Raw genomic sequence first — 20,728 nt, forward strand, 5'->3', positions numbered from 1 at the left:
CACCTGTCTGCGCATTATCATTCCTCGGGTTCGGTGGTGAACATCAGCGGGAATCCCATCTCCTTGGCGAGATCGATGCCCTCTTTGGCCTTGGTTTCGGCAATATCCCTAGCGCAAACCACGACCACGCAGGAGCCGAGCTTGTGCGCGGTCATCATCACCCGGTAACCCGTCTCCTCGCTCATGCGGAAGACGACCTTCAGGATCACGATGACGAATTCGCGCGGCGTGTAATCGTCGTTGACGAGAATGACCTTGTAGAGCTTCGGCCTTTCCAGCTTTGGCTTCACCTTGGTCTTCGGTTTCAGGACAACGTCATTGTCACTCATCGGAAAATCCACCCGTTGATGACATGAAAAGGCGGAAGAACCATCCGCTGGGACTATATTGCACCGTCAGCACGGCAGTTCAATGACGTAAATATCACTTGGCGGAGAGCCCTGCTTTTTCGATTCATACCGCGAACCCTTGACCCGAGGCGGCCATTCCCGCATAGGCAGGGCAAAGTTACCAATAGATATGGATCAAGCCATGGGCTTCAAATGCGGCATCGTCGGTCTGCCGAACGTCGGCAAATCGACCCTCTTCAACGCGCTCACCAAGACGGCGGCGGCACAGGCGGCGAACTATCCCTTCTGCACCATCGAGCCGAACACCGGCGAAGTCGCCGTGCCCGATCCGCGCATGCGCAAGCTTGCCGACATCGCCAAGTCGAAGGAATTGATCCCGACCCGCATCTCCTTCGTCGACATCGCCGGCCTGGTGCGCGGCGCCTCGAAGGGTGAAGGCCTGGGCAATCAGTTCCTTGCCAATATCCGCGAAGTCGATGCCATCGTCCATGTGCTGCGCTGCTTCGAAGACAGCGACATCACCCATGTCGAGGGCCGCATCAATCCCGTCGCCGACGCCGAGACGATCGAGACCGAACTGATGCTCGCCGATCTTGAGAGCTTAGAGCGTCGCACCGAGCAGACGCGCAAGCGCGCCACCAGCAAGGACAAGGATTCCATGGCGATGCTGCCGATCATGGAAGCGTCGCTGAAGCTGCTCAACGAAGGCAAGCCGGTGCGCACCCTGCTGTCGACGCTCGCTCCGGACGAGATTGCCATCCTCAAGGGCCTCAACCTCTTGACCTCGCATCCGGTGCTCTATGTCTGCAACGTCGCCGAAGGCGACGCCTCCACCGGCAACGAATTCACCGCCGCCGTTGCCGCCATGGCGAAGGAGCAGGGTGCCGAAACCGTCATCATCTCGGCGGCGATCGAAGCCGAGGTCGCTCAGCTCGCCGAAGAGGAAGCCAAGGAGTTTCTTTCCGCCCTCGACCTCGATGAGGCGGGCCTCGACCGGCTGATCCGCGCCGGCTACAAGCTGCTCCACCTCATCACCTATTTCACCGTCGGTCCGAAGGAAACGCGTGCCTGGACGATCGAGCGCGGCACCAAGGCGCCACAGGCCGCCGGCGTCATCCATTCCGATTTCGAGCGCGGCTTCATCCGCGCCAACACCATCGCCTATGACGACTATATCAAATTCAACGGCGAAGTCGGCGCCAAGGATGCCGGCAAGGCGCGCGACGAAGGCAAGGAATACGTCGTCCAGGACGGCGACGTCATCCACTTCCGTTTCAACACCTGATCGAAATCGACTGCCGCCTCAACCGGGCGGCAGTCTCTCTGAAATCGCGGCCGGCAACGCACGCAGCACGAGGCGGCGTAGCGGCATCCATCCTGTTCCGATAACGAGCACGATCGCGCCGACAACGATCAGCGTCGTGTAGATGTAGGTGTCGACCGTCGCGCTTCCGTGCCGGAAGACGCCGAAGATCGCGACACCGAGCGACAACAACCCCGAGGTGACGAAGGCGCGGCGGTCGATGACGAGGCCGATCAGCATCAGCGCCGCCACCGTCGCGACGACCACAGGCGTCCGGGCCGACATGTTCCCCAACTCGAAGATACGGCCGCCTTCCCCCAGAGACAGCAGGGAAACGGTGCTGTAGAGCAGCGCCGGCGCCGCACCGAGATGCAGCCAGAAAGCGATATCCGAGCGCGTCGTCCGGCGCAGCCGGTCGCCGAGATCGAAATAGAGCGCCGTTGCGAAGAGACCGAGCGCGCAAACGAGGGAGATCCCGGCCAGCAGGGCAAGATGGTCGACGAAAAATGCGGGATTGCCGCTCAGCCATTGCACCAGGCGTAAAAGCAGGGTGAGCACCAGGGCAAGCGTCGACATGATGGCGAGCGCCAGCGCCAAGGGCACGCGATAGCGGGCATAATAGACGCCGAGAAGGATCGGGAAGCCGGCAACGAACTGCGTCAGGTCTGCCCCGATTTGGGAAGTCCACGGCGTGAAAACGCGGGACATCAGCAAAAATGTCCAGCAGAACAGCGCGATCGTCAAGCTGACGGCCGGCAAGGCGAGCCGCTGGCGGCGCACCAGGATTTCCGAAAGCACGATGATGGCAGGCGGCACCGCGTATAGCGGCGCAAGGCCCCAGAGGCCGACAAGCGCGACGATAACGCCGATGGTGATCAGCACGTCGTGAAAGCCTCGCACGAAACGCGGCGTCTCCGTATCCGACCAGACCTGCTCCTCGGCGGCTATGACAGGCGCTCCGGCGACGGCCACGCCGCGCTCAATGAGGAAGGGCAAAAGGCTCCCACCCGCTTCCGGCGAAATCAGCTCTCGGCGCACCGCCTCGTCGAGGATCGACTTTAGTTCCGTCATGCCCGGTTATCTCCCGGAATCGTTTGAGCCCGCATGGATGCTATTGTAAGCACTAGAGCATGATGCCGAAAAGTGTAAGCGGTTTTCGGGCGACATCATGCTCTAACTCTTTAATGTAGAACAGGATTCAGATCTTAGCCGACCGGCCTAAAACATCCTGTTCTAGGCGTGCATATGGCGGGGGAACGAATGTCGGTAGAAAAACTTGCCTTCGAGGATTTCGAGCCAGGGCGCCGTTTCGCCCTCGGCCCGAAGCTGGTGCTCGCCGAAGAAATCATCGAGTTTGCACGGGAATTCGACCCGCAGCCGATGCATGTCGACGAGGCCGCCGGCCGCGCCAGCATCCTCGGAGGGCTTGCCGCCTCCGGCTGGCATACATCTGCGATGCTGATGCGCATGATGGCCGACAGCTATATCTTGAACGCGCTCTGCGAGGGTGCGCCGGGTATCGATCTCATGGAATGGCGAAAGCCGGTGCTGGCAGGCGATACGCTGCAGGGCCACTCGACCGTGCTCGAAGCCCGGCCGATGCGCTCGCGTCCCGGCATGGGCATCGCCAAGTTCCGCCACGAGCTGGAAAACCAGCGCGGCGAGCTTGTTTGTCTCTCGGAGAATTCTGTCATGATCCGCATGCGCCCCGCGCCGGGCATTCCCATGAGCCCGGAGGCATTAGCATGAGAATGTCCGAACTTCACGCCGTCGGCGAAAAGGCCGAGATCGGCAGCTACACCTTCACCGAAGAAAACATCGTTCGTTTTGCCAGACGCTACGATCCGCAGCGTTTTCACATCGACAAGGAAACGGCCAAAGATACTCTCTTCGGCGGCCTTTGCGCCTCGGGCTGGCACACCACCGCCGCCTGGATGCAGACTTTCCTCGCCTTTTGGAGAAGTCAGGGCGCAGCGCTTGCGCAAAAGGGTCTGACGGCGCCGAACCTCGGCCCCTCGCCGGGCTTCCAGAAACTGCAATGGCTGCGGCCGATCTTCCCGGGCGACGTCGTGACCTATTCCGTCGCCCTCCTCGCCAGCCGGCCGCTCGCATCGCGACCGGGCTGGCACCTCAACACCATCCTCTGCGAAGGCGTCAATCAGAACGGCGATCCCGTCATGCGCTTCGAAAGCGGCGTGCTGGAATTCGACTGACGCGGGCGTCTGCTCCTGCTCAGTGGCCGGAGAATTCGACCAGCGTGTGCACGTTGACGCCGAGTTCTTCCAGCTTCCTGCGGCCGCCGAGATCCGGCAGGTCGATGACGAAGCAGGCGCCGACCACCTCCGCGCCGATCTGGCGCAGCAGTTTCGTCGCACCCACGGCCGTGCCGCCGGTGGCGATCAGGTCGTCGACCAGGATCACCTTCTCGCCGGGCTGAACCGCATCGCGGTGCATCTCCATTTCGTCGACGCCATATTCCAGGCTATAGGCGATGCGCACGGTATCATGCGGCAGCTTGCCCTTCTTGCGGATCGGCACGAAGCCGGAGGAAAGCTGATGCGCCACCGCACCGCCGAGGATGAAACCGCGGGCCTCCATGCCGGCGATCTTGTCGATCTTCGTGCCGGCATAGGGCTGCACGAGTTCGTCGACCGCCCGCCGGAAAGCCCGCGGGTTGCCGAGCAGCGTGGTGATGTCGCGGAAGATGATGCCTGGCTTGGGATAGTCGGGGATGGAGCGGATGCTGGCTGCAAGCTCCGAAATCATATTGTTCATGGAAAGTCCGTAGTTGCGAGCGCATGAAACTGGCCGCACCCTATCAATTGCCGAGGGTGGAACCAACAAAAAAGGCGGCTCGCAAGCCGCCTTTCGAATTCAGGCAAGGAGAACGCTCAGTGTTCCTTGTTGGCGTAGACCGAGCGCTTCGTCAGATAGATCAGCAGCGTAAAGATCGCCAGGAAGATCATGACCATGAAGCCGGTGCGCTTGCGCTCCTCGAGATGCGGCTCGGCGGCCCACATCAGGAAGGCGGAGACATCTCTCGAATACTGGTCGACGGTCGCCGGTGCGCCGTCGTCATAGGTCACCTGGCCGTCGGAGAGCGGCTTCGGCATGGCGAGAACGGCAGCGGCATGGAAATACGGGTTATAATGCCCCCCCTGCGGCACCTGGAACCCGGCCGGCGGCTCTTCATAACCGGTCAGCAGCGCGTGGATGTAATCCGGGCCGTTTTCCTGATATTGCGTGAAGATGTCGCCGACAAACCGCGGGAAGCCGCGCTCGACTTCGCGGGCCTTGGCGATCAGCGAAAAGTCCGGCGGAACCGCACCATTGTTGGAAGCGGCGGCGGCCTCGGCATTGGCGAAAGGCGCCGGGAAGTGGTCGGAAGGAACCGCCTTGCGGGTAAACATCTCGCCGGCCGCATTCGGCCCGTCCTGGACCTCGTAGTTTGCGGCGAAAGCCTTCACCTGCGCCTCGGAATAACCGAGCTCGCCAAGCATGCGGAACGGCACCAGGTTCATCGAATGGCAGGCGGAACAGACTTCGGTGTAGACCTTGAGGCCGCGCTGAAGCTGAGCCTTGTCGTAATGACCGAACGGACCGGCAAAAGTCCACTCTTCCTCCTTCGGCTCCTTCAGCGGATAGTGCGGCGTCGCGCCTTCCTCGTGATGGGCGGCGGGTGCTGCTCCGTTCGCGGGCGCCGCTTCCTCAGCGAGGGCGGCGCTGCCGAGAAGAGCCGCGACGGCGAGCGGCAGAATGCTTGCAACAAGCGTTTTCATATTTCCGTTTCCTTCCGTCGCTCGCTTACGCATTGGCCGCCGCACCGGCGGCTGCTGTCTTGTTGCGCTTTTCGAGCACCGCTTCGGTGATCGAGTTCGGGATGCGGCGCGGCGTTTCCACCAGGCCGAGAACTGGCATCGCGACCAGGAAGAAAGCGAAGTAGAGCAGCGTGCAGATCTGCGAGATTGTCGTAAACAAGCCTTCCGCCGGCTGCGAGCCGAGCCAGCCGAGGATGATCGCATTGATCACGAACAGCCAGTAGAACAGCTTGTACCAGGGACGGTAGACGGCCGAGCGAACCTTGGAGGTGTCGAGCCAGGGCAGGAAGAACAGCACGATGATCGCGCCGAACATCACCAGCACGCCGCCGAGCTTGGAATCGATCGGGCCGACATTGAAGGTGATCGAACGCAGCATCGCGTAGAACGGCAGGAAGTACCATTCCGGAACGATGTGGGCGGGCGTCTTCAACGGGTCGGCCGGAATGTAGTTGTCGGCATGGCCGAGGAAGTTCGGCAGGTAGAAGACGAAATAGGCATAGACCAGCAGGAAGATCGAGACGCCGAGCGCATCCTTCATCGTCGCATAGGGCGTGAAGCGCACCGTATCGGTCTTCGTCTTGACCTCGACGCCTGTCGGGTTGGTCTGGCCTGTCACGTGCAGCGCCCAGATATGCAGGACGACGACGCCGGCGATCATGAAGGGCAGCAGGTAGTGCAGCGAGAAGAAGCGGTTCAGCGTCGGCTGATCGACGGCAAAGCCGCCGAGCAGGAACTGCTGGATCCATTCGCCGACCAGCGGGAAGGCCGAAAAGAAGCCGGTGATGACCGTCGCGCCCCAGAAGGACATCTGCCCCCAGGGCAGAACATAGCCCATGAAGCCGGTCGCCATCATCAGCAGGTAGATGACGACGCCGAGGATCCAGAGGATTTCGCGCGGCGCCTTGTAGGAACCGTAATAGAGGCCGCGAGCGATGTGCAGGTAGACGGCGACGAAGAAGAACGAGGCGCCGTTGGCGTGCATGTAGCGCAGCAGCCAGCCGTGATTGACGTCGCGCATGATCTTTTCAACGGAGTTGAAAGCCAGCGTCGTGTCGGCGGCATAATGCATGGCGAGCGTGACGCCCGTCAGGATCTGCACGATCAGCATGACGGCGAGCATGGCGCCGAAGGTATAGGCATAATTCAGGTTTCTGGGAACCGGATAAGCAATAAAGCTGTCATAGACCATGCGCGGCAAAGGCAGGCGCGCATCGACCCATTTCTCAAGGCCGGTTGACGGCTCGTAGCTGGAATGGCCACTCATTAATCAGTCTCCCCTCAACCGATCTTGATTTTGGTATCGGATATAAATGAAAAGGTCGGAATCGCCAGGTTCTGCGGCGCAGGACCCTTACGGATGCGGCCGGCCGTATCGTAGACCGAGCCATGGCAGGGACAGAACCAACCATTGTATTCGCCGGCCTGACCGAGCGGAACGCAGCCGAGATGGGTGCAGGTGCCGATCATGACGATCCAGTTTTCCTTGTCCTTGCCGCCGGAACGGTCGACACCGGTTGCCTGAGCTTCCGGCGGAAGGTTCGCATTGCGGGCGATCGGATCCTTGAGATCCGCCAGCGGAACATCGGCGGCAGCCTTCACTTCCTCAGGCGTACGATTGCGGATGAAGATCGGCTTGCCGCGCCACTTGACCGTCAACGACATGCCGGGCTCGAGGCTCGCAACATCGACTTCGATAGAGGCGAGTGCCAGTGTCGATGCATCCGGGCGCATCTGGTCGATGAACGGCCAGGCAACCGAAACGGCGCCGACAGCGCCCGCCATACCAGTGGTGAGATAAAGGAAATCACGGCGAGTAGGCTCTGTCGAAGCCTCGCTTGTCGTTACGTGTTCGCTCACGGCCTAACCATCCTCTGCGCAATTATTGCGGAATTCCGCCCTGCCCCCTCTGCCGGCGAATCGATCTGGACACAATTCGGCCATAGATTCCCCGGCAATCCGGCGCGTTCTAAGCTTGATCGCAAATTATGTCCAGCCTTGGCAAGGGGACGAGGGCACAATGTCGCGGGAATTTCCGATGATTTTTTTAGGGCAAACACGAGCTTGCCATTATGCTGCATTGCAACAAAAGGACCGCCGTGATAGGCGCGATGGTACCTACGCCAGCGAGCCGGACCGGAGCGGATGAGAGACACGATTTTTTGCGTATTCAGCGTTCTCACAACCCTCGTCCTCGCCATTGTCTCGCTGCGCTACGTCAGAGATTTTTATCTGCTTTCCTTCTTTTACAGCTTCCAGGTCCATCTGGCGGTGGCCGCAGCGGCGGCGTCTATCGCAGCCCTTCTCGTCAAGCGGCACTGGTATGGGTTGCTGACACTTGGCCTATCCGTGGTCCTTGCCGTCCACGGCGTCATCATGATGCGCGAATTCGCCGAGCCTGCTGTCGAAGAGAACCGCCCGGCCCTCTTCAAGCTGATGTCTTTCAATATCGAGAACGACAATTTCGCCAACGGCGCCGCAATCGCCGACATGGCCATCGCCTCCGGCGCGGATGTCGTCAACATCCTGGAGGCCGAACCGGTTTTGTCGGAACTGCCGCGGCTATTGAAGACCTATCCCTATTACATCGGCTGCGGTGTCGGCATGCAGGAATGCGATACGCTGGTGCTGTCGAAGCGCCCGCTCATCGAACCCCGCATCCGCAACCTCGGCCTGCTCTGGCGCAACCGGCTGACGATATCGACCATCGATTTCGATGGTCAGAAGGTCAACTTCCTCGCCGCGCACCTCACCAAACCCTATTATGACGAATTCCACGGCCTGGAGATCTGGGATCTCGCGGAGATCATTCCCTCCTTGCCGGGGCCGCTCGTCCTTGCCGGTGATTTCAATACGTCGATACTGGCGCCCGACGTGCAGTGGCTCATGCGCGGTCAGGGCCTGGGCACGGTATCGCTGGAGCCGGCGACATGGCCGATCGCGGCAGGCGCCTTCGGCATTCCGATCGATCACGTCTTCAGCAAAGCGCCGCTGCGGCTGAAATCGGTCCGGCGCATCCAGGACAGTTTCGGTTCAAATCATTTTGGCCTGATGGCGGAATTCGTCGTCGATCCCTGAGCCCTGATCGTCATCCGCCGGCAGGAAACCGCCGGACTGACGCGCCCAGAGCTCGGCATAGAGCCCACCGCGGCGAAGCAGTTCGTCGTGGCTGCCCTCCTCGATGATCCGGCCGAGATCGACGACGATCAGCCGGTCGAGTGCGGCAATCGTCGACAGCCGGTGAGCGATGGCAAGCACGGTCTTGCCCTCCATGATCCGATGAAGATTGGACTGGATCGCTTCTTCCACTTCCGAATCGAGCGCCGACGTCGCCTCATCGAGAACGAGGATCGGCGCATCCTTCAGCATGACCCGGGCAATGGCGATGCGCTGGCGCTGGCCGCCCGACAGTTTGACGCCGCGTTCGCCGACATGCGCATCGAAACCTTTGCGGCCCTGCTGATCCTGCAGGCGCTCGATAAAATCGATGGCTTCGGCGCGCCTGGCTGCCTCGACCAGCCGCTCCTCGCCGGCATCCGGGCGTCCGAACAGGATATTGTCGCGCACCGAACGATGCAGCAGCGACGTGTCCTGGCTGACGACGCCGATCTGCATCCTGAGAGTTTCCTGCGTCACGGCCGATATATCCTGGCCGTCGACGAGGATGCGGCCGTCCTGAATATCGTAGAGTCGCAGCAAGAGATTCATCAGCGTCGATTTTCCCGCACCGGAACGGCCGACGATCCCGACCTTTTCGCCCGGGCGGATGGTGAGCGAGAAATTTTCGACGACCGGCCGGTGATCCTTGCCGTAGCGGAAGGAAATATTGTCGAAACGAATACCTGGCTGGCGGATCACCAGGCTCTTCGCATCGGCGCGATCGACGAGCCCCAGCGGCTGGGAGATCAGCTCGGCGGCATTCTGAATGGTGCCGAGATTGCGCATGATGCCGTTGAACTGCGTCATCATCCGTCCGAGCAGGAAATTCAGCCTGAGCACCAGCGCCAGCGAGAAGGCCACCGCACCGGAACTGACCAGGCCGCGCAGCCACAGATCGACGCTTAAGCCCGTCATCGTCACGATCATCAGGCCGGAAAGCAGCGCCATGGAGGCCCTCACCCCGGTGATGAACCGGGTGAAGCGCAGCACCGTATCCTGATAGATGTCGAAGCCTTGCCGCATATAACGGTCGCTCTCCTCGTCACGTGCAAACAGCTTCAGCGTCTGCATGTTGCTGTAGGAATCGACCATCCGGCCGTTCAGCATCGATGCCGCTTCCGCCGTTTCGCGCGAATGATGGCGGATGCGCGGAACGAAATGGCGGGCAAGCAGGCCGAAGGCACCGAGCCAGAACAGCACGACGGCGGCAAGGGAAAAGTCCAGACGGGCGACGAGCGCGAGCGTCGTGACGGCATAAATGCCGACGAACCAGACGCTTTCCATCAGCGAAGTCACGAGATCGCCGGTCGCCTGCCCTGCCGACCAGACCTTGGTGACGATGCGTCCTGAGAAATCGCTCTGGAAGAACGACAAAGACTGCCGGGAGACATGGAGATAGGATTGCCAACGTGCTAAATTGTAAAAACCAGGCGTGATCACCTGCTGGTCCACAAGCGCGATCAGGAAGGCGACGACGAAGCGCACGATCCCGATGAGAGCGAGCATGCCGAACAGCTCGCCGCCATGGGCTGCGAGAAGACCGCTCCAGCCGGTGCCGGGCGTGATGCTGCCGAGGATATCGACCAGCCGCCCGACGAACCAGAAGAGCGCCGCCTCGATCGCCGCCGACATGCCGCCGAGAACGAGCATGGCGATGAAGGGCATCTTCGCCTGGCCGATATAGAACCAGATGAATCCGAGCGTCGAGCGCGGAGGCTGAAGATTGGCGCGCGGACGAAACGGATCGATCCAGGTCTCGAACAGGCGTAGGATGGGGCTTAAGATCATGGAAGCGATATAGGCGGATTAGGAGGACCGGCAAAGAGAATGAAATGCCGACAAACCTTATATTTTTGTAATGATCGATAACATCGGCGGCATCGCTATTGATTGCCCCCGAACCGGTCACAATCTGACACTACGATGGGCGCTTCACCGGAGATAAGTTTCATGGAAACGAAAATGCTCGATGCGCATATTCCGCTTCCGCTTGCAGCGAGGCTCGACGCCCTGGCCATCGACCTGGCGTTGCCGCGCGACGAGATCGTCACCGAGGCCCTTGCCGCCTGGCTCGACCAGGAAGAGCGCCGCCGCATCGTGGCGCTGCGCACGATCGCAGCCGCCAACACCATCGTTCTCGTCGAACATGACCGGGTGATCGACTGGGCCGATAGCCTTTGAACAGGTAAGCGGTAACGAAAGGCATGGTCCCGACGGCCATCAATCCTTGCCAAGAATGCCGATAACGTCCCGGCGGCCGTGCAGGACGCGCAAGATCATAACGACGTCACTCTCGATGAGATAATAAGCGCGAATATCCTCGAAACCTGAAACGGGCCACGATCGAACGCCGGTCAAATTTGAATTGTCGAATGTTTTCGGTGTACCTGAGTGAGGATAGCCGAGAAGGCGTGTGAAGGACTGCTCGGTCGCGCTCAGGAACCGCAGACCGAGTTCCTCTCCGCCCTGCTCCGAGAGATAGGCAAACTGCGATAGAATATCGACCCGGGCTGCCGGCTTGACTGTAAGCCTCACAGCGACTTCTTTTTGCCCCGCGTGGCCAGCAACTCGGCTGCTTCTTTTCTCAGATCGTTCCAGAACGCGGGCGTTGCCTCCACCGCATCGCCCGACGCCAAGCCCTCAAGCAGTAAAGCCTCGAGCCGCGCCTCATTTTCACGCACCTGTGCGTCACGAATGAGGCCACGGAAATATTCGCTGACATTGCCATAGCCCTTGCTGGCCATCTGACTTTCGACAAAGGCCTTGAGGCTATCCGGCAGCGAGATCGTCACGGTCGCCATAGGCGATATCCTTGTTGAGATGAGGAAGTGTAACTGGCTTCTTAACTGTTCTCAACAATTAAGAAGCCCTCCCCGCTTTCGCGGGAAGGGGCGATCGTCATTCCGCCGCCTCTTCCGCTTCCTCGGAGTGATCGGAGAGGAAGCCGCCGGACTGGCGGCTCCACAGGTCGGCATAGATGCCGCCATTTTCGATCAGTTCGCCATGCGAGCCGGCTTCGATGATCCGCCCCTTGTCGAGCACGATCAGCCGGTCCATCTCCGTCAGCGTCGAAAGCCGGTGGGCGATCGCGATCACCGTCTTGCCCTCCATCAGGGCGAAGAGGTTTTCCTGGATCGCCGCCTCGACTTCCGAGTCGAGCGCCGAGGTTGCCTCGTCGAGCACCAGGATCGGCGCGTCCTTCAGGAAGACGCGGGCGATCGCGATGCGCTGCCGCTGGCCGCCGGAGAGCTTGACGCCGCGTTCGCCGACTTGCGCGTCGAGCCCTTCGCGCCCCTGCATGTCGACGAGCCCCTCGATGAACTCCCAGGCATTGGCGCGTTTGGCGGCCTCGATCACCTCGGCATCGGTCGCCTCCGGCCGGCCGTAGGCGATGTTGTCGCGGATCGACCGGTGCAGCAGCGAGGTGTCCTGCGTCACGACACCGATCAGCGAGCGCAGACTTTCCTGCGAGACGTCCGATATATCCTGCCCGTCGACGGTGATGCGGCCAGCCTCCAGATCGTAGAAGCGTAAGAGCAGGTTCATCAGCGTCGTCTTGCCGGCGCCCGAGCGCCCGACGAGACCGACCTTCTCGCCCGCCTTGATGTCGAGCGACAGATTGTCGATGACACCCTTGCTCTTTCCGTAGTGGAAGCGGATGCGCTCGTAGTGGATCGCGCCCTTCTTCGCCGTCAGGACGGGCGCGCCCGGCTTGTCGACGATGTCGTGCTGCTTGCTCATCATCTCCATGCCGTCATAGACCGTGCCGATATTCTCGAACAGCGCCGAGACTTCCCACATGATCCATTGCGACATGCCGTTGACGCGCATGGCAAGACCGATGGCAATGGCGATCGCGCCGACCGAGATCGCCCCGTTCAGCCAGAACCAGATCGACAGGCCCGAGACCACGAAAAGTGCGACGCAGTTGTTCAGGTAGACGCTGATGTGGAAGAGCGTCACCTTGCGCATCTGCTTGTGCACGGTCTGCAGGAACTCGTCCATGCCCTCCTTGGCATAGACCTCCTCGCGGCCGGCATGCGAAAACAGCTTGACGGTGGCGATATTGGTGTAACTGTCGACCACGCGCCCCGTCATCATCGAGCGTGCATCCGCCTGCGTCGCCGCGATCTTGCGAAGCCGCGGCACGAAATAAGAGACGATGCCGATATAGACGGCGAGCCAGACGAGGATCGGGATCATCAGCCGCCAGTCGGCCGCCGCAATGACGATGATCATCGTCAGGAAATAGCTGACGACATAGACGAAAACGTCGAGGATCTTCATCACCGTTTCGCGCACGGCAAGCGAGGTCTGCATCACCTTTGTCGCGACACGCCCGGCAAACTCGTTGGCGAAGAACGTCATGCTGTGACGCAGCAGGAAACGGTGCATCTGCCAGCGGGCGCTCATCGGATAATTGCCGAGCAGCATCTGGTGCATGATGAGGGAATCGAGGCCGGCGGCCAGCGGCAAGCCGACCAGCACCAGCGCTGCCATCCAGAAAAGCTTGTGGCCTTCCGTCTGCAGGAAGGTGGCGCGGTCGGCATTGGTCAGCCAGTCGACGATATCGCCGAGAAACTGGAAGAGCGCCACTTCGCCGACAGCGATCGAGGCTGTCAGCATCGCCATCAGGCAAAGCCAGGGTGCGGCCGGCTTGCTGTAGTGCCAGCAAAAGGCAAAGAGGCCCTTCGGCGGAGCGACGGGCTCCTCGCTCGGAAAGGGATTGAGTCGCTGTTCGAACCAGCCAAACATGAAATTGCTCCGAAACGTCAGCGTTTCGGCTCCCGGCTTCGCGCCATCCCGGCGCCATGCAAGCACATATGGGAACCGAACGTTCAAGGGGCGAGGCTGAAACAGCCGCACAATGGATCAAGAAGGGGATTTCAGGAAGAAATGCGCACTAGCGGCGCCATGTCGCCTTGATCGGCATCACGGCGGGAAAGCGCATATGGAGCAAAATATTCATGTCGGCCCTCCCTGCTGGCGATTGAAGACGTGCATGGATACCGCGAAAACCGCGAAATTTCCAGCCCCCCAATGGCGTAAATTGAACATCTCGGGACCAAATGGCCCCTGTTGCTCCGAAATGACGGTTGGATTACGCCATTCGCATCGAAACGAAAACAAAACGGCGGCACATCATGACGGACCTCAGACTGGCACTCTATCAGCCGGATATAGCAGGCAACACAGGCACGATCCTGCGGCTTGCCGCCTGCCTCGGCTTCGCGGTCGATCTGATCGAGCCCGCCGGTTTCGACGTCTCCGACCGAAATTTGAAACGCGCCGGCATGGATTATATCGCCGCCGCTGCGCTAACCCGCCATGTCAGCTGGGACCGCTTCGAGGCATGGCGTCTGACCACCGGCCGCCGCCTGATCCTCGCTTCGACGACAGCTGCCGATCGCTACACCGACCTTGCCTTCCGCCCCGACGATATCCTGCTTTTGGGCCGCGAAAGCGCCGGCGTGCCGGATCCGGTGCATGAGACCGCAGATGCCCGCATCCTGATCCCGATGGTCGAAGGCCAGCGCTCGATCAACGTCGCCGTCTCGGCCGCAATGATCGTCGGCGAGGCGATGCGCCAGACCGTCTGGGCCTGATCGACACCACCTTGGCGGAACGACCGGCCGTCATGTGTCGCAAAATGACGTTGTCAATCCGCCAAACAAGGCTATATTTATTAGCCGAGCAATCAAAAGAATCACATTGCCTCCATGATTTCAACAGCTTGGGAAGGCAAAAGCCGGGCGTACACTCCTCCAGGCCTACGAAAGAAGAACAAAAACAACAAATGGACTCCACAATTGTCATGATCAACCTGTTCGGCGCCGTGGCTCTGCTGCTGTTCGGCCTCGCGCAGGTGAAGGATGGCGTGTCCAGGGCTTTCGGCGCCCGCCTGAGAACGGGGCTGGCAAGCGGCACCCGCGGCAGCCTTCGTTCTTTTTTGTCAGGCCTCGTCGCAACCGTCGCGCTGCAGAGTTCCACGGCAACAGCGCTGATGACCGCATCCTTCGTCGAGCGTGATCTGATCAAGCCGCGCATGGCGCAGATCGTCCTGCTTGGCGCCAATGTCGGCACCGCGATCACCGCCTGGATCGTCGCGACCGGCATCGAATGGCTCTCTCCCCTGCTGATCCTGGCCGGCATCGTGCTCTACCGTCGCCGCTCCAGCACAAGTCAAGGCGGCGGCGCAGCGCTGATCGGCATCGGGCTGATGCTGCTGTCGCTGCACCTTCTCGGCCTCGCGACCGAACCGATGCGCGCTTCTCCGGCTCTCGCCGCCTTCATCGGACTGCTGGATGGCGCCCTGCCCGTGGCGCTGCTCTTCTCGGCAGCCCTGGCCTTCCTGTCCTCCTCGAGCCTCGCAGTGGTCGTCCTTATCCTGTCGCTCGCATCGGCCGGCCTCATCTCCCCCGAACTCGTCATCGTGCTCGTGCTCGGCGCCAATCTGGGCGGCGCGATACCGCCTGTCATTGCGACTTTCTCCGGCCCGGTTTCGGCCCGACGCGTCACCCTCGGCAATCTCATCGTGCGCACCATCGGCTGCATGCTCGCCCTACCGCTTGCGGGCTATGGCGCGGAACTCATCCAGATGCTGCCTTTCGGGCCAGCCAAGCTGCCGGTCGATGCGCATCTGGCCTTCAACCTTCTGCTGGCGGCACTCGCCTGGCCCTTCTCGCGGCGGCTCGCCGCCCTGATGGCCCGGCTGGTGCCGGATCAACCCGAGCCCGACAACGCCCCGAAATATCTGGATGCGCAGGAGCTTTCGACCCCGGTCGTTGCGCTGACCAGCGCCACCCGCGAAGTGCTCGGTGTAGGCGACCTGATCGAACGCATGCTGATCCAAGTCAGCGCCGCTTTCGAACATGGCGATGCATCGAAACTCGCTGAGATCCCGCCCCTCGAAGAGCGAGTCGACCGCCTGCAGCAAGCGGTGAAGGTCTATCTCTCTAAACTCGGCCACGGAGGTCTCACCGACGAGAACGCCCGCCGCTCGATCGTTGTCATCGATTATGCAATCAATCTCGAACATATGGGCGATATCATCGAGAAAGGCCTAGCGGAGCAGGTTGCGAAGAAAATCTCCCTCGGGCTCAAATTTTCCGACGACGGCCATCAGGAACTGCGCAAGCTGTTCGATCTGACGATCGACAATCTGCGCGTCGCTCAGACGATCTTCGTCACCCGCGATTTCAATCTCGCGCGGCAGATGATGGAGGTGAAGGTCGAGGTTCGCCGGATGGAGAAGCAATCGGCCGAGCGCCATCTCGAACGCCTGCGCGACGGCCGCGCCGATAGCCTGCAGACCAGTTCGCTGCATCTCGACATGCTGCGCGACCTCAAGCGCATCAACGCCCACATCGTTTCAGTAGCGCATCCGATCATGGATGAAAGCGGCCTGCTGATCGAAAGCCGGGTGCGGCCCGCAGCGGAGTAATGGTCAGTCGGCCGTCGGCAGGCGGCGCATGGTGAATTCGATGTGGTCGCCATCGAGCTGGCGCCAGCTCTCCACCTCAGTCCAATAGGCTGCTTTCGGATATTCGTCGAACCATTCGCGCGCCTTGGCGCGTGCGTCGAGCAGGCCGAGGCAATATGTCTCACGGACGAAATGGTCTTTCTTGCGGGGAGGATTTTCCGCGCGGTGTCTCGCCATTCTGCGCTTCAGGCCGTCGAAGGACGGAGGTCCTGGAATTTTTGCCATCAAACCTACCTCTTCAGGAAAGGTAGTATCGAAATCCTTGATTTGCGAGTCGAATCTTGGCTGTACCCGCCTGTACCGCCGGCTTGGCGAGGTGCGGCGCCACCTGTTAAACCGAACGTGCAATCAAGAATGAGCGAGTCGTCTCCTGAGAGGGACCGGTCGCTGGAGGCGTGACATGGAAAGACCGGAACTGCCGATCGGCCTGCCGGACGATATCGAAGAGAAGAAGGCGGCCGCCCGTAACTGGTTCGAAGGATTGCGCGATACGATATGCGCCTCCTTCGAGGCCATCGAGGATGAGCTGGAAGGGCCGCTTTCCGACCAGGAACCCGGCCGCTTCGTTGCCAAGGACTGGTCGCGCGAAAACGGCGACGGCGGCGGTGGCCGGATGTCGATGATGGAAGGCCGCGTCTTCGAGAAGGTCGGCGTTCACACCTCCACCGTCCACGGCGAGTTCTCGCCGGACTTTCGCGGCCAGATACCCGGCGCCAAGGACGATCCGCGCTTCTGGGCCTCGGGTATTTCGCTGATCGCCCACCCCGTCAACCCCAATGTTCCGGCCGTGCATATGAACACGCGCATGGTCGTCACATCAAGCCGCTGGTTCGGCGGCGGTGCCGACCTGACGCCGGTGCTGTCGCGCCGCCGCACACAGGAGGACGAGGACACCAAGCTCTTCCACAAGGCCATGGAGATCGCCTGCCGCAACCACGCCGTCGCCGATTACGACGCCTACAAGGCCTGGTGCGACGACTATTTCTTCCTGAAGCACCGCAACGAAGCCCGCGGCATCGGCGGCATCTTCTACGACTGGCTGCATTCGAGCGAGGAGGCCGGCGGCTGGGACGCCGATTTCGCCTTCACGCGCGATGTCGGCCGCGCCTTCGCCATGGTCTACCCGAAGATCGTCCGCTCCAACTTCAACAAGCTGTGGACGGAGGCCGACCGCGACGAACAATTGATCCGCCGGGGCCGTTACGTCGAATTCAATCTGCTGTATGATCGCGGCACCATCTTCGGCCTGAAGACCGGCGGCAACGTTGAATCCATTCTCTCGTCATTGCCCCCCGTCGTCCGCTGGCCGTGAGACTGTGATATCTCATCAATAAATTCGAGGTGATAGACCTTCAAGAAAAATCAGTGCGTCCTAACTTTATATGTATGTGCGTAACAATCGGAGGAGGATTGTCATGACGATACAAAGTGGCTCGCCTGCGTCCACGGATGTCCAGGAAACATCCCGTACGATCGACACATCCGAGTTTTTGACGCGCATCGCCGAGAAGCTACGGGCCAAGAGCGGCTCGGATCTGCCATTGTCCTGCTTCATCGAGCAGGTCAAGCTGCAACTGGCCGGCGGAAAATCGCCGGAACAACTGCAGAATGAAGCTGCGGCCGCCAACAGCAACATGCCCGGCCAGCTTTCCGATACTTACAAAGCTTGGGCGATGCCCGACTGAAAGACCTTCTCCGGTCGACACGTCAAGCCGGCCGGAACCTTCTCTTCCTCCGCACATTCATCAATCGCGTGAAAGCGCGAGGGCCGTTGCGTTCCAGACAGAGGAGAAAACCATGCGACTTTTCGAATGCGGCACGCTCGTTCCCGGCTGCGCCTGGCATACCCGGGCGGATAATGACGCCGAAGTGGTCCGCCGCGCCGTCGAGCACATGAAGAGCGCTCACGGTGAAACGACCATACGCGAGAACATGGTTGATAATATCAAGGCCCGCATCCGCGACGAAGCAAACGCCGCCTGATCGCCGGTGGGCAGATGCACGGATGAAAGCAAGTTGAGGCGCGCCGCATCGACCGGATGCGACGGCCATGGCCTTTATCGCGTCCGTTCCTGTAGCCGGGCGAGCAGTGCTGCCCGATCGGACGCGAAATTTTCCTCAACCCACTGGCTTTCCAGGCTGCCAAGCACTTCGCCAACGCGCGGGCCGGGCGCGATGCCTGCCGACAGCACATCGCCGCCATTCAGCGGAAATTGCGGCTTCTTCCAGTTCGCGGCCTGATCCAGGAGCTTGGTGAGCCGCGCCGACCGCGCCATTTCGCCGAGATCCCCTTCAGCCTTGCCGCGCGCAACAGCGAGCGCCAGCTTCAGCCGTGTTATGATGCCGTCTTGACCATTGCGATAGAGCAGCCGTTCGAAGGCAGCCGACGAGATCTCGTCATTGACCGGCGCTGCCATCGCCCAGGCCTTGAGGCTGGCCGCTTCCACATTCGAGAGCTTCAGCCGGGCTGCAAGCGCCTCCAGTCGCGCCACATCGGGCGGCACGATCGCGGCAAGGCGCAGCAGCGGATCGGGCGTCCAGCCAAGCGCCTTTTCGGTGGCAACAAGCAAGGGGATCGCATCGATCCCCCATTTTTCCGATTCCGGCAGGATTTCCGTCAGCACCGCCATCTGCCGCATCCAGAGGAGCGCCCGGCCGGGTTCGGCAGCCCCGAGCAGCTTTCTAAGCTCCGACCAGACGCGCTCTGCCGACAGCGTCTTCAGCTTCGAACGCGCCGCCGCACAGGCCTTCAGCCCTTCGGCATCCGGCCGTCCGGAGCCGTAATAGGCAAAGAAGCGGAAGAAGCGCAGGATGCGCAGATGATCCTCGGCGATACGCCTGGCCGCATCGCCGATGAAGCGGATGTTACGCTTTTCGATATCGGCAAGCCCGCCGACCAGATCCACCACTTCTCCCCCGGCGTCGGCATAGAGCGCATTGATCGTCAGGTCGCGCCGTTCTGCATCGGCCTTCCAATCGGTGCTGAAGGCGACCTTGGCGCGGCGCCCGTCGGTCTCGACATCGGTGCGCAGCGTCGTCACCTCGAAAGGCTTGCCATCGATGACGAGCGTCACCGTGCCGTGCTGCAGCCCTGTCGGCACCGCCTTGATGCCGGCCACTGCTGCCCGCTCCATCACGATCTCCGGCGTCAGCGTCGTGGCAACGTCGATGTCGCTGACCGGCAGCCCCATCAGACTGTTGCGCACCGCGCCGCCAACCACCCGTCCTTCCCCGTCATCGGTATTGAGAAGTGCCAGGACCCGGGCGAGCGCCGGGTCGCGAAACCATGCTTGGTCGGCAAGGCCGGTCATGCATAAAGCCTTTCATAAAGCGTGCGGACAATGCCGGCGGTGATGCCCCAGATCATTCTGGTTTCATAGGGCACGCGGTAGAAATGCCGGTCGATGCCGTCGATGACACGCCTGTCGCGGCTATGATTGGCAGGGTTCATCAGGAAGGAAAGCGGCACCTCGAACACATCGTCCACCTCGGTCGGGTTCAGCGTCAGCGCAAAGCCGGGCGTGACGACGCCGAGCACCGGCGTGATGCGGAAGCCGGTCGAGGCAAGATAATTCGGCAGCCGCCCGACGGTCTCGACGAAGGAGCCGGCGAGACCGATCTCCTCCTCCGTCTCGCGGATCGCCGCCATCTCGGGTGAGATATCGGCGGGATCGATCGAGCCGCCGGGAAAGGCAATCTGTCCGGAATGTTTGCGCAGCGTCGTCGTGCGCTTGGTGAAGATCACACGCGCCTCGTCGCCGTCGTCGACGACCGGCACGAGCACGGCTGCGTCGCGCAGCTTGAAGGTCGCGACCTCCGCCACGATATCGGGATTGAGGATATGGTCGCCGTGATCGCGCCAGGCGTGATCAACCGGCCCGCCATTCTGATTGAACGCGCGGCGGCGGAATTCGGCTGCTGAGAACAGCGGATAACGGTGGGTGATCGCATCATTCATCGGCAAAGAGCATCCAGTTCGTCGGCCGGCATGACCGGGAAAACCTCGCCGGCCGAGCGGATCGCAAACATCGCCCGCCCCTCCACGTCGAGGATCTCGCCGAGTGCCGCCAGTTCGTACATCACCGCACGCGACACCAGCGCCTCCAGCCGCCCGCGCACATGCAGATAGGGTTTCAGTTCGGCATTGCCGTCCGCAATGGCAAAGCGCAGCCGATGCTGGTCCCCCGCCTCCACGACATCACCGACATTGGTGCGAAATGTCAGCACCTGTTTGCCTTGCCCCCCGGTTACGCTCATCTCCACGGCGATGAAAGGCGCGTCGACGACCCTGATCCCGACCTTTTCCACAGGAGTTACGAGATAGGTCTTCTGGTCGTCGTCTTTCCGCAAAACCGTCGAAAACAGCCGCACCAGTGCCGGCCGGCCGATCGGCGTGCCCATGTAGAACCAGGTGCCGTCGGCCCTGATCTCCATGTCGATATCGCCGCAGAAAGGCGGATTCCACCGCTCGACCGGCGGCAATCCGCGTTTTTTTCCGCTACTTTCCGCAGACGCACGCGAAATCATTGCGGCAAGTCCCGCCGCATCCGCCTGTCCGCTGATTTCTTCGGCTGCCATTCTTCCGTCCCGGTTTGTCCTTAACGAAGTAAAGTCA

24 protein-coding genes are annotated in these 20,728 nt (G+C 61.2%); 10 read left to right on the forward strand and 14 right to left on the reverse strand.

Annotated elements, in window-relative coordinates; all coding sequences use genetic code 11:
* Positions 1-17: 17 nt before the first annotated feature.
* The gene (clpS, locus tag CO666_RS04340) at positions 18-329 is read right to left on the reverse strand and encodes an ATP-dependent Clp protease adapter ClpS (RefSeq protein ID WP_097611032.1); all 312 of its coding nucleotides are present in this window, start codon (positions 327-329) and stop codon (positions 18-20) included.
* 202 nt (positions 330-531) lie between these two features.
* Here clpS and ychF point away from each other — a divergent pair, with 202 nt between their 5' ends.
* Positions 532-1,635, forward strand: coding sequence for a redox-regulated ATPase YchF (ychF, locus tag CO666_RS04345; RefSeq protein ID WP_097611033.1), 1,104 nt, complete (start codon positions 532-534; stop codon positions 1,633-1,635).
* Positions 1,636-1,653: 18 nt separating this feature from the next.
* On the opposite strand, the gene CO666_RS04350 is transcribed toward ychF, so the two are convergent.
* Positions 1,654-2,724 (reverse strand): hypothetical protein, encoded by a 1,071-nt coding sequence (locus CO666_RS04350; protein WP_097610900.1) that lies wholly within the window; start codon positions 2,722-2,724, stop codon positions 1,654-1,656.
* Positions 2,725-2,913: 189 nt separating this feature from the next.
* Here CO666_RS04350 and CO666_RS04355 point away from each other — a divergent pair, with 189 nt between their 5' ends.
* A complete protein-coding gene (locus CO666_RS04355; RefSeq protein ID WP_097610901.1) occupies positions 2,914-3,402 on the forward strand; it encodes a MaoC family dehydratase in 489 nt (162 codons plus the stop codon).
* Positions 3,399-3,866, forward strand: a complete 468-nt coding sequence (locus tag CO666_RS04360; RefSeq protein ID WP_097610902.1) for a MaoC family dehydratase — start codon at positions 3,399-3,401, stop codon at positions 3,864-3,866. The genes CO666_RS04355 and CO666_RS04360 overlap by 4 nt, the downstream gene beginning before the upstream one ends.
* Before the next feature lie 19 nt (positions 3,867-3,885).
* On the opposite strand, the gene CO666_RS04365 is transcribed toward CO666_RS04360, so the two are convergent.
* The 4 genes from CO666_RS04365 to petA form a co-directional block, all read right to left on the reverse strand.
* Positions 3,886-4,428 carry an adenine phosphoribosyltransferase gene (locus CO666_RS04365; RefSeq protein WP_097610903.1) on the reverse strand — a complete coding sequence of 181 codons (543 nt, stop codon included), beginning with the start codon at positions 4,426-4,428 and terminating at the stop codon, positions 3,886-3,888.
* Positions 4,429-4,544: 116 nt separating this feature from the next.
* A complete protein-coding gene (locus tag CO666_RS04370) occupies positions 4,545-5,432 on the reverse strand; it encodes a cytochrome c1 (RefSeq protein ID WP_097610904.1) in 888 nt (295 codons plus the stop codon).
* A 25-nt stretch (positions 5,433-5,457) separates the two neighbouring features.
* Complete coding sequence (locus CO666_RS04375; protein WP_085737936.1) at positions 5,458-6,738, reverse strand: cytochrome b; 1,281 nt, start codon at positions 6,736-6,738, stop codon at positions 5,458-5,460.
* A 14-nt stretch (positions 6,739-6,752) separates the two neighbouring features.
* Positions 6,753-7,331 (reverse strand): ubiquinol-cytochrome c reductase iron-sulfur subunit, encoded by a 579-nt coding sequence (gene petA, locus CO666_RS04380; protein WP_085737937.1) that lies wholly within the window; start codon positions 7,329-7,331, stop codon positions 6,753-6,755.
* A 285-nt stretch (positions 7,332-7,616) separates the two neighbouring features.
* On the opposite strand from petA, the gene CO666_RS04385 reads away from it, so the two are divergent.
* A complete protein-coding gene (locus tag CO666_RS04385; protein WP_097610905.1) occupies positions 7,617-8,549 on the forward strand; it encodes an endonuclease/exonuclease/phosphatase family protein in 933 nt (310 codons plus the stop codon).
* Here CO666_RS04385 and CO666_RS04390 read toward each other — a convergent pair.
* Positions 8,505-10,418: an ABC transporter ATP-binding protein gene (locus CO666_RS04390; RefSeq protein WP_097610906.1), complete on the reverse strand. Its 1,914-nt coding sequence runs from the start codon at positions 10,416-10,418 to the stop codon at positions 8,505-8,507. The two genes, CO666_RS04385 and CO666_RS04390, sit on opposite strands and share 45 nt — an antisense overlap.
* Positions 10,419-10,580: 162 nt before the next feature.
* On the opposite strand from CO666_RS04390, the gene CO666_RS04395 reads away from it, so the two are divergent.
* Complete coding sequence (locus tag CO666_RS04395; RefSeq protein WP_097610907.1) at positions 10,581-10,811, forward strand: CopG family ribbon-helix-helix protein; 231 nt, start codon at positions 10,581-10,583, stop codon at positions 10,809-10,811.
* A 39-nt stretch (positions 10,812-10,850) separates the two neighbouring features.
* Here CO666_RS04395 and CO666_RS04400 read toward each other — a convergent pair whose 3' ends face one another.
* From CO666_RS04400 to CO666_RS04410, 3 genes are all read right to left on the reverse strand, one after another.
* Positions 10,851-11,165 carry a type II toxin-antitoxin system RelE/ParE family toxin gene (locus CO666_RS04400; protein WP_097610908.1) on the reverse strand — a complete coding sequence of 105 codons (315 nt, stop codon included), beginning with the start codon at positions 11,163-11,165 and terminating at the stop codon, positions 10,851-10,853.
* Entirely contained in the window at positions 11,162-11,431 is a 270-nt protein-coding gene (locus CO666_RS04405) for a ribbon-helix-helix domain-containing protein (RefSeq protein WP_097610909.1), read from the reverse strand. Before CO666_RS04405 ends, CO666_RS04400 begins: the two co-directional genes overlap by 4 nt.
* 97 nt (positions 11,432-11,528) lie before the next feature.
* Positions 11,529-13,385 carry an ABC transporter ATP-binding protein gene (locus CO666_RS04410; protein WP_097610910.1) on the reverse strand — a complete coding sequence of 619 codons (1,857 nt, stop codon included), beginning with the start codon at positions 13,383-13,385 and terminating at the stop codon, positions 11,529-11,531.
* Between the two features lie 389 nt (positions 13,386-13,774).
* On the opposite strand from CO666_RS04410, the gene CO666_RS04415 reads away from it, so the two are divergent.
* The gene (locus CO666_RS04415) at positions 13,775-14,236 is read left to right on the forward strand and encodes a tRNA (cytidine(34)-2'-O)-methyltransferase (protein ID WP_097611034.1); all 462 of its coding nucleotides are present in this window, start codon (positions 13,775-13,777) and stop codon (positions 14,234-14,236) included.
* A 191-nt stretch (positions 14,237-14,427) separates the two neighbouring features.
* Positions 14,428-16,074, forward strand: a complete 1,647-nt coding sequence (locus tag CO666_RS04420; RefSeq protein ID WP_097610911.1) for a Na/Pi cotransporter family protein — start codon at positions 14,428-14,430, stop codon at positions 16,072-16,074.
* A gap of 3 nt (positions 16,075-16,077) precedes the next feature.
* On the opposite strand, the gene CO666_RS04425 is transcribed toward CO666_RS04420, so the two are convergent.
* Positions 16,078-16,338 carry a hypothetical protein gene (locus CO666_RS04425; RefSeq protein WP_097610912.1) on the reverse strand — a complete coding sequence of 87 codons (261 nt, stop codon included), beginning with the start codon at positions 16,336-16,338 and terminating at the stop codon, positions 16,078-16,080.
* Positions 16,339-16,513: 175 nt separating this feature from the next.
* Here CO666_RS04425 and hemF point away from each other — a divergent pair, with 175 nt between their 5' ends.
* The 3 genes from hemF to CO666_RS04440 all read left to right on the forward strand — a co-directional run bounded on the left by hemF (position 16,514) and on the right by CO666_RS04440 (position 18,096).
* Positions 16,514-17,425, forward strand: coding sequence for an oxygen-dependent coproporphyrinogen oxidase (hemF, locus tag CO666_RS04430; protein WP_097610913.1), 912 nt, complete (start codon positions 16,514-16,516; stop codon positions 17,423-17,425).
* Positions 17,426-17,528: 103 nt separating this feature from the next.
* Positions 17,529-17,798: a hypothetical protein gene (locus CO666_RS04435; RefSeq protein WP_064840017.1), complete on the forward strand. Its 270-nt coding sequence runs from the start codon at positions 17,529-17,531 to the stop codon at positions 17,796-17,798.
* 112 nt (positions 17,799-17,910) lie between these two features.
* Positions 17,911-18,096, forward strand: coding sequence for a DUF1059 domain-containing protein (locus tag CO666_RS04440; RefSeq protein ID WP_010065608.1), 186 nt, complete (start codon positions 17,911-17,913; stop codon positions 18,094-18,096).
* 74 nt (positions 18,097-18,170) lie between these two features.
* On the opposite strand, the gene CO666_RS04445 is transcribed toward CO666_RS04440, so the two are convergent.
* Genes CO666_RS04445 through CO666_RS04455 form a run of 3 tightly spaced genes read right to left on the reverse strand, consistent with a single transcriptional unit; the run spans position 18,171 to position 20,691 of the window.
* Positions 18,171-19,424, reverse strand: a complete 1,254-nt coding sequence (locus CO666_RS04445; RefSeq protein WP_097610914.1) for a CCA tRNA nucleotidyltransferase — start codon at positions 19,422-19,424, stop codon at positions 18,171-18,173.
* Positions 19,421-20,071, reverse strand: coding sequence for a CoA pyrophosphatase (locus CO666_RS04450; protein WP_097610915.1), 651 nt, complete (start codon positions 20,069-20,071; stop codon positions 19,421-19,423). Before CO666_RS04450 ends, CO666_RS04445 begins: the two co-directional genes overlap by 4 nt.
* A complete protein-coding gene (locus CO666_RS04455; RefSeq protein ID WP_097610916.1) occupies positions 20,068-20,691 on the reverse strand; it encodes a DUF1285 domain-containing protein in 624 nt (207 codons plus the stop codon). The genes CO666_RS04450 and CO666_RS04455 overlap by 4 nt, the downstream gene beginning before the upstream one ends.
* Positions 20,692-20,728: the final 37 nt, after the last annotated feature.

The organism is Rhizobium chutanense (assembly GCF_002531935.1).
Taxonomy (GTDB): Bacteria; Pseudomonadota; Alphaproteobacteria; order Rhizobiales; family Rhizobiaceae; genus Rhizobium; species Rhizobium chutanense.

Bases quoted from the DNA above. Each gene is read 5' to 3' on its own strand.
- clpS (WP_097611032.1), bottom strand. From the start codon at position 329: ATGAGTGACAATGACGTTGTCCTGAAACCGAAGACCAAGGTGAAGCCA.
- ychF (WP_097611033.1), top strand. From the start codon at position 532: ATGGGCTTCAAATGCGGCATCGTCGGTCTGCCGAACGTCGGCAAATCG.
- CO666_RS04350 (WP_097610900.1), bottom strand. From the start codon at position 2,724: ATGACGGAACTAAAGTCGATCCTCGACGAGGCGGTGCGCCGAGAGCTG.
- CO666_RS04355 (WP_097610901.1), top strand. From the start codon at position 2,914: ATGTCGGTAGAAAAACTTGCCTTCGAGGATTTCGAGCCAGGGCGCCGT.
- CO666_RS04360 (WP_097610902.1), top strand. From the start codon at position 3,399: ATGAGAATGTCCGAACTTCACGCCGTCGGCGAAAAGGCCGAGATCGGC.
- CO666_RS04365 (WP_097610903.1), bottom strand. From the start codon at position 4,428: ATGAACAATATGATTTCGGAGCTTGCAGCCAGCATCCGCTCCATCCCC.
- CO666_RS04370 (WP_097610904.1), bottom strand. From the start codon at position 5,432: ATGAAAACGCTTGTTGCAAGCATTCTGCCGCTCGCCGTCGCGGCTCTT.
- CO666_RS04375 (WP_085737936.1), bottom strand. From the start codon at position 6,738: ATGAGTGGCCATTCCAGCTACGAGCCGTCAACCGGCCTTGAGAAATGG.
- CO666_RS04385 (WP_097610905.1), top strand. From the start codon at position 7,617: ATGAGAGACACGATTTTTTGCGTATTCAGCGTTCTCACAACCCTCGTC.
- CO666_RS04390 (WP_097610906.1), bottom strand. From the start codon at position 10,418: ATGATCTTAAGCCCCATCCTACGCCTGTTCGAGACCTGGATCGATCCG.
- CO666_RS04395 (WP_097610907.1), top strand. From the start codon at position 10,581: ATGGAAACGAAAATGCTCGATGCGCATATTCCGCTTCCGCTTGCAGCG.
- CO666_RS04405 (WP_097610909.1), bottom strand. From the start codon at position 11,431: ATGGCGACCGTGACGATCTCGCTGCCGGATAGCCTCAAGGCCTTTGTC.
- CO666_RS04410 (WP_097610910.1), bottom strand. From the start codon at position 13,385: ATGTTTGGCTGGTTCGAACAGCGACTCAATCCCTTTCCGAGCGAGGAG.
- CO666_RS04415 (WP_097611034.1), top strand. From the start codon at position 13,775: ATGACGGACCTCAGACTGGCACTCTATCAGCCGGATATAGCAGGCAAC.
- CO666_RS04420 (WP_097610911.1), top strand. From the start codon at position 14,428: ATGGACTCCACAATTGTCATGATCAACCTGTTCGGCGCCGTGGCTCTG.
- CO666_RS04425 (WP_097610912.1), bottom strand. From the start codon at position 16,338: ATGGCAAAAATTCCAGGACCTCCGTCCTTCGACGGCCTGAAGCGCAGA.
- hemF (WP_097610913.1), top strand. From the start codon at position 16,514: ATGGAAAGACCGGAACTGCCGATCGGCCTGCCGGACGATATCGAAGAG.
- CO666_RS04435 (WP_064840017.1), top strand. From the start codon at position 17,529: ATGACGATACAAAGTGGCTCGCCTGCGTCCACGGATGTCCAGGAAACA.
- CO666_RS04440 (WP_010065608.1), top strand. From the start codon at position 17,911: ATGCGACTTTTCGAATGCGGCACGCTCGTTCCCGGCTGCGCCTGGCAT.
- CO666_RS04445 (WP_097610914.1), bottom strand. From the start codon at position 19,424: ATGACCGGCCTTGCCGACCAAGCATGGTTTCGCGACCCGGCGCTCGCC.
- CO666_RS04450 (WP_097610915.1), bottom strand. From the start codon at position 20,071: ATGAATGATGCGATCACCCACCGTTATCCGCTGTTCTCAGCAGCCGAA.
- CO666_RS04455 (WP_097610916.1), bottom strand. From the start codon at position 20,691: ATGGCAGCCGAAGAAATCAGCGGACAGGCGGATGCGGCGGGACTTGCC.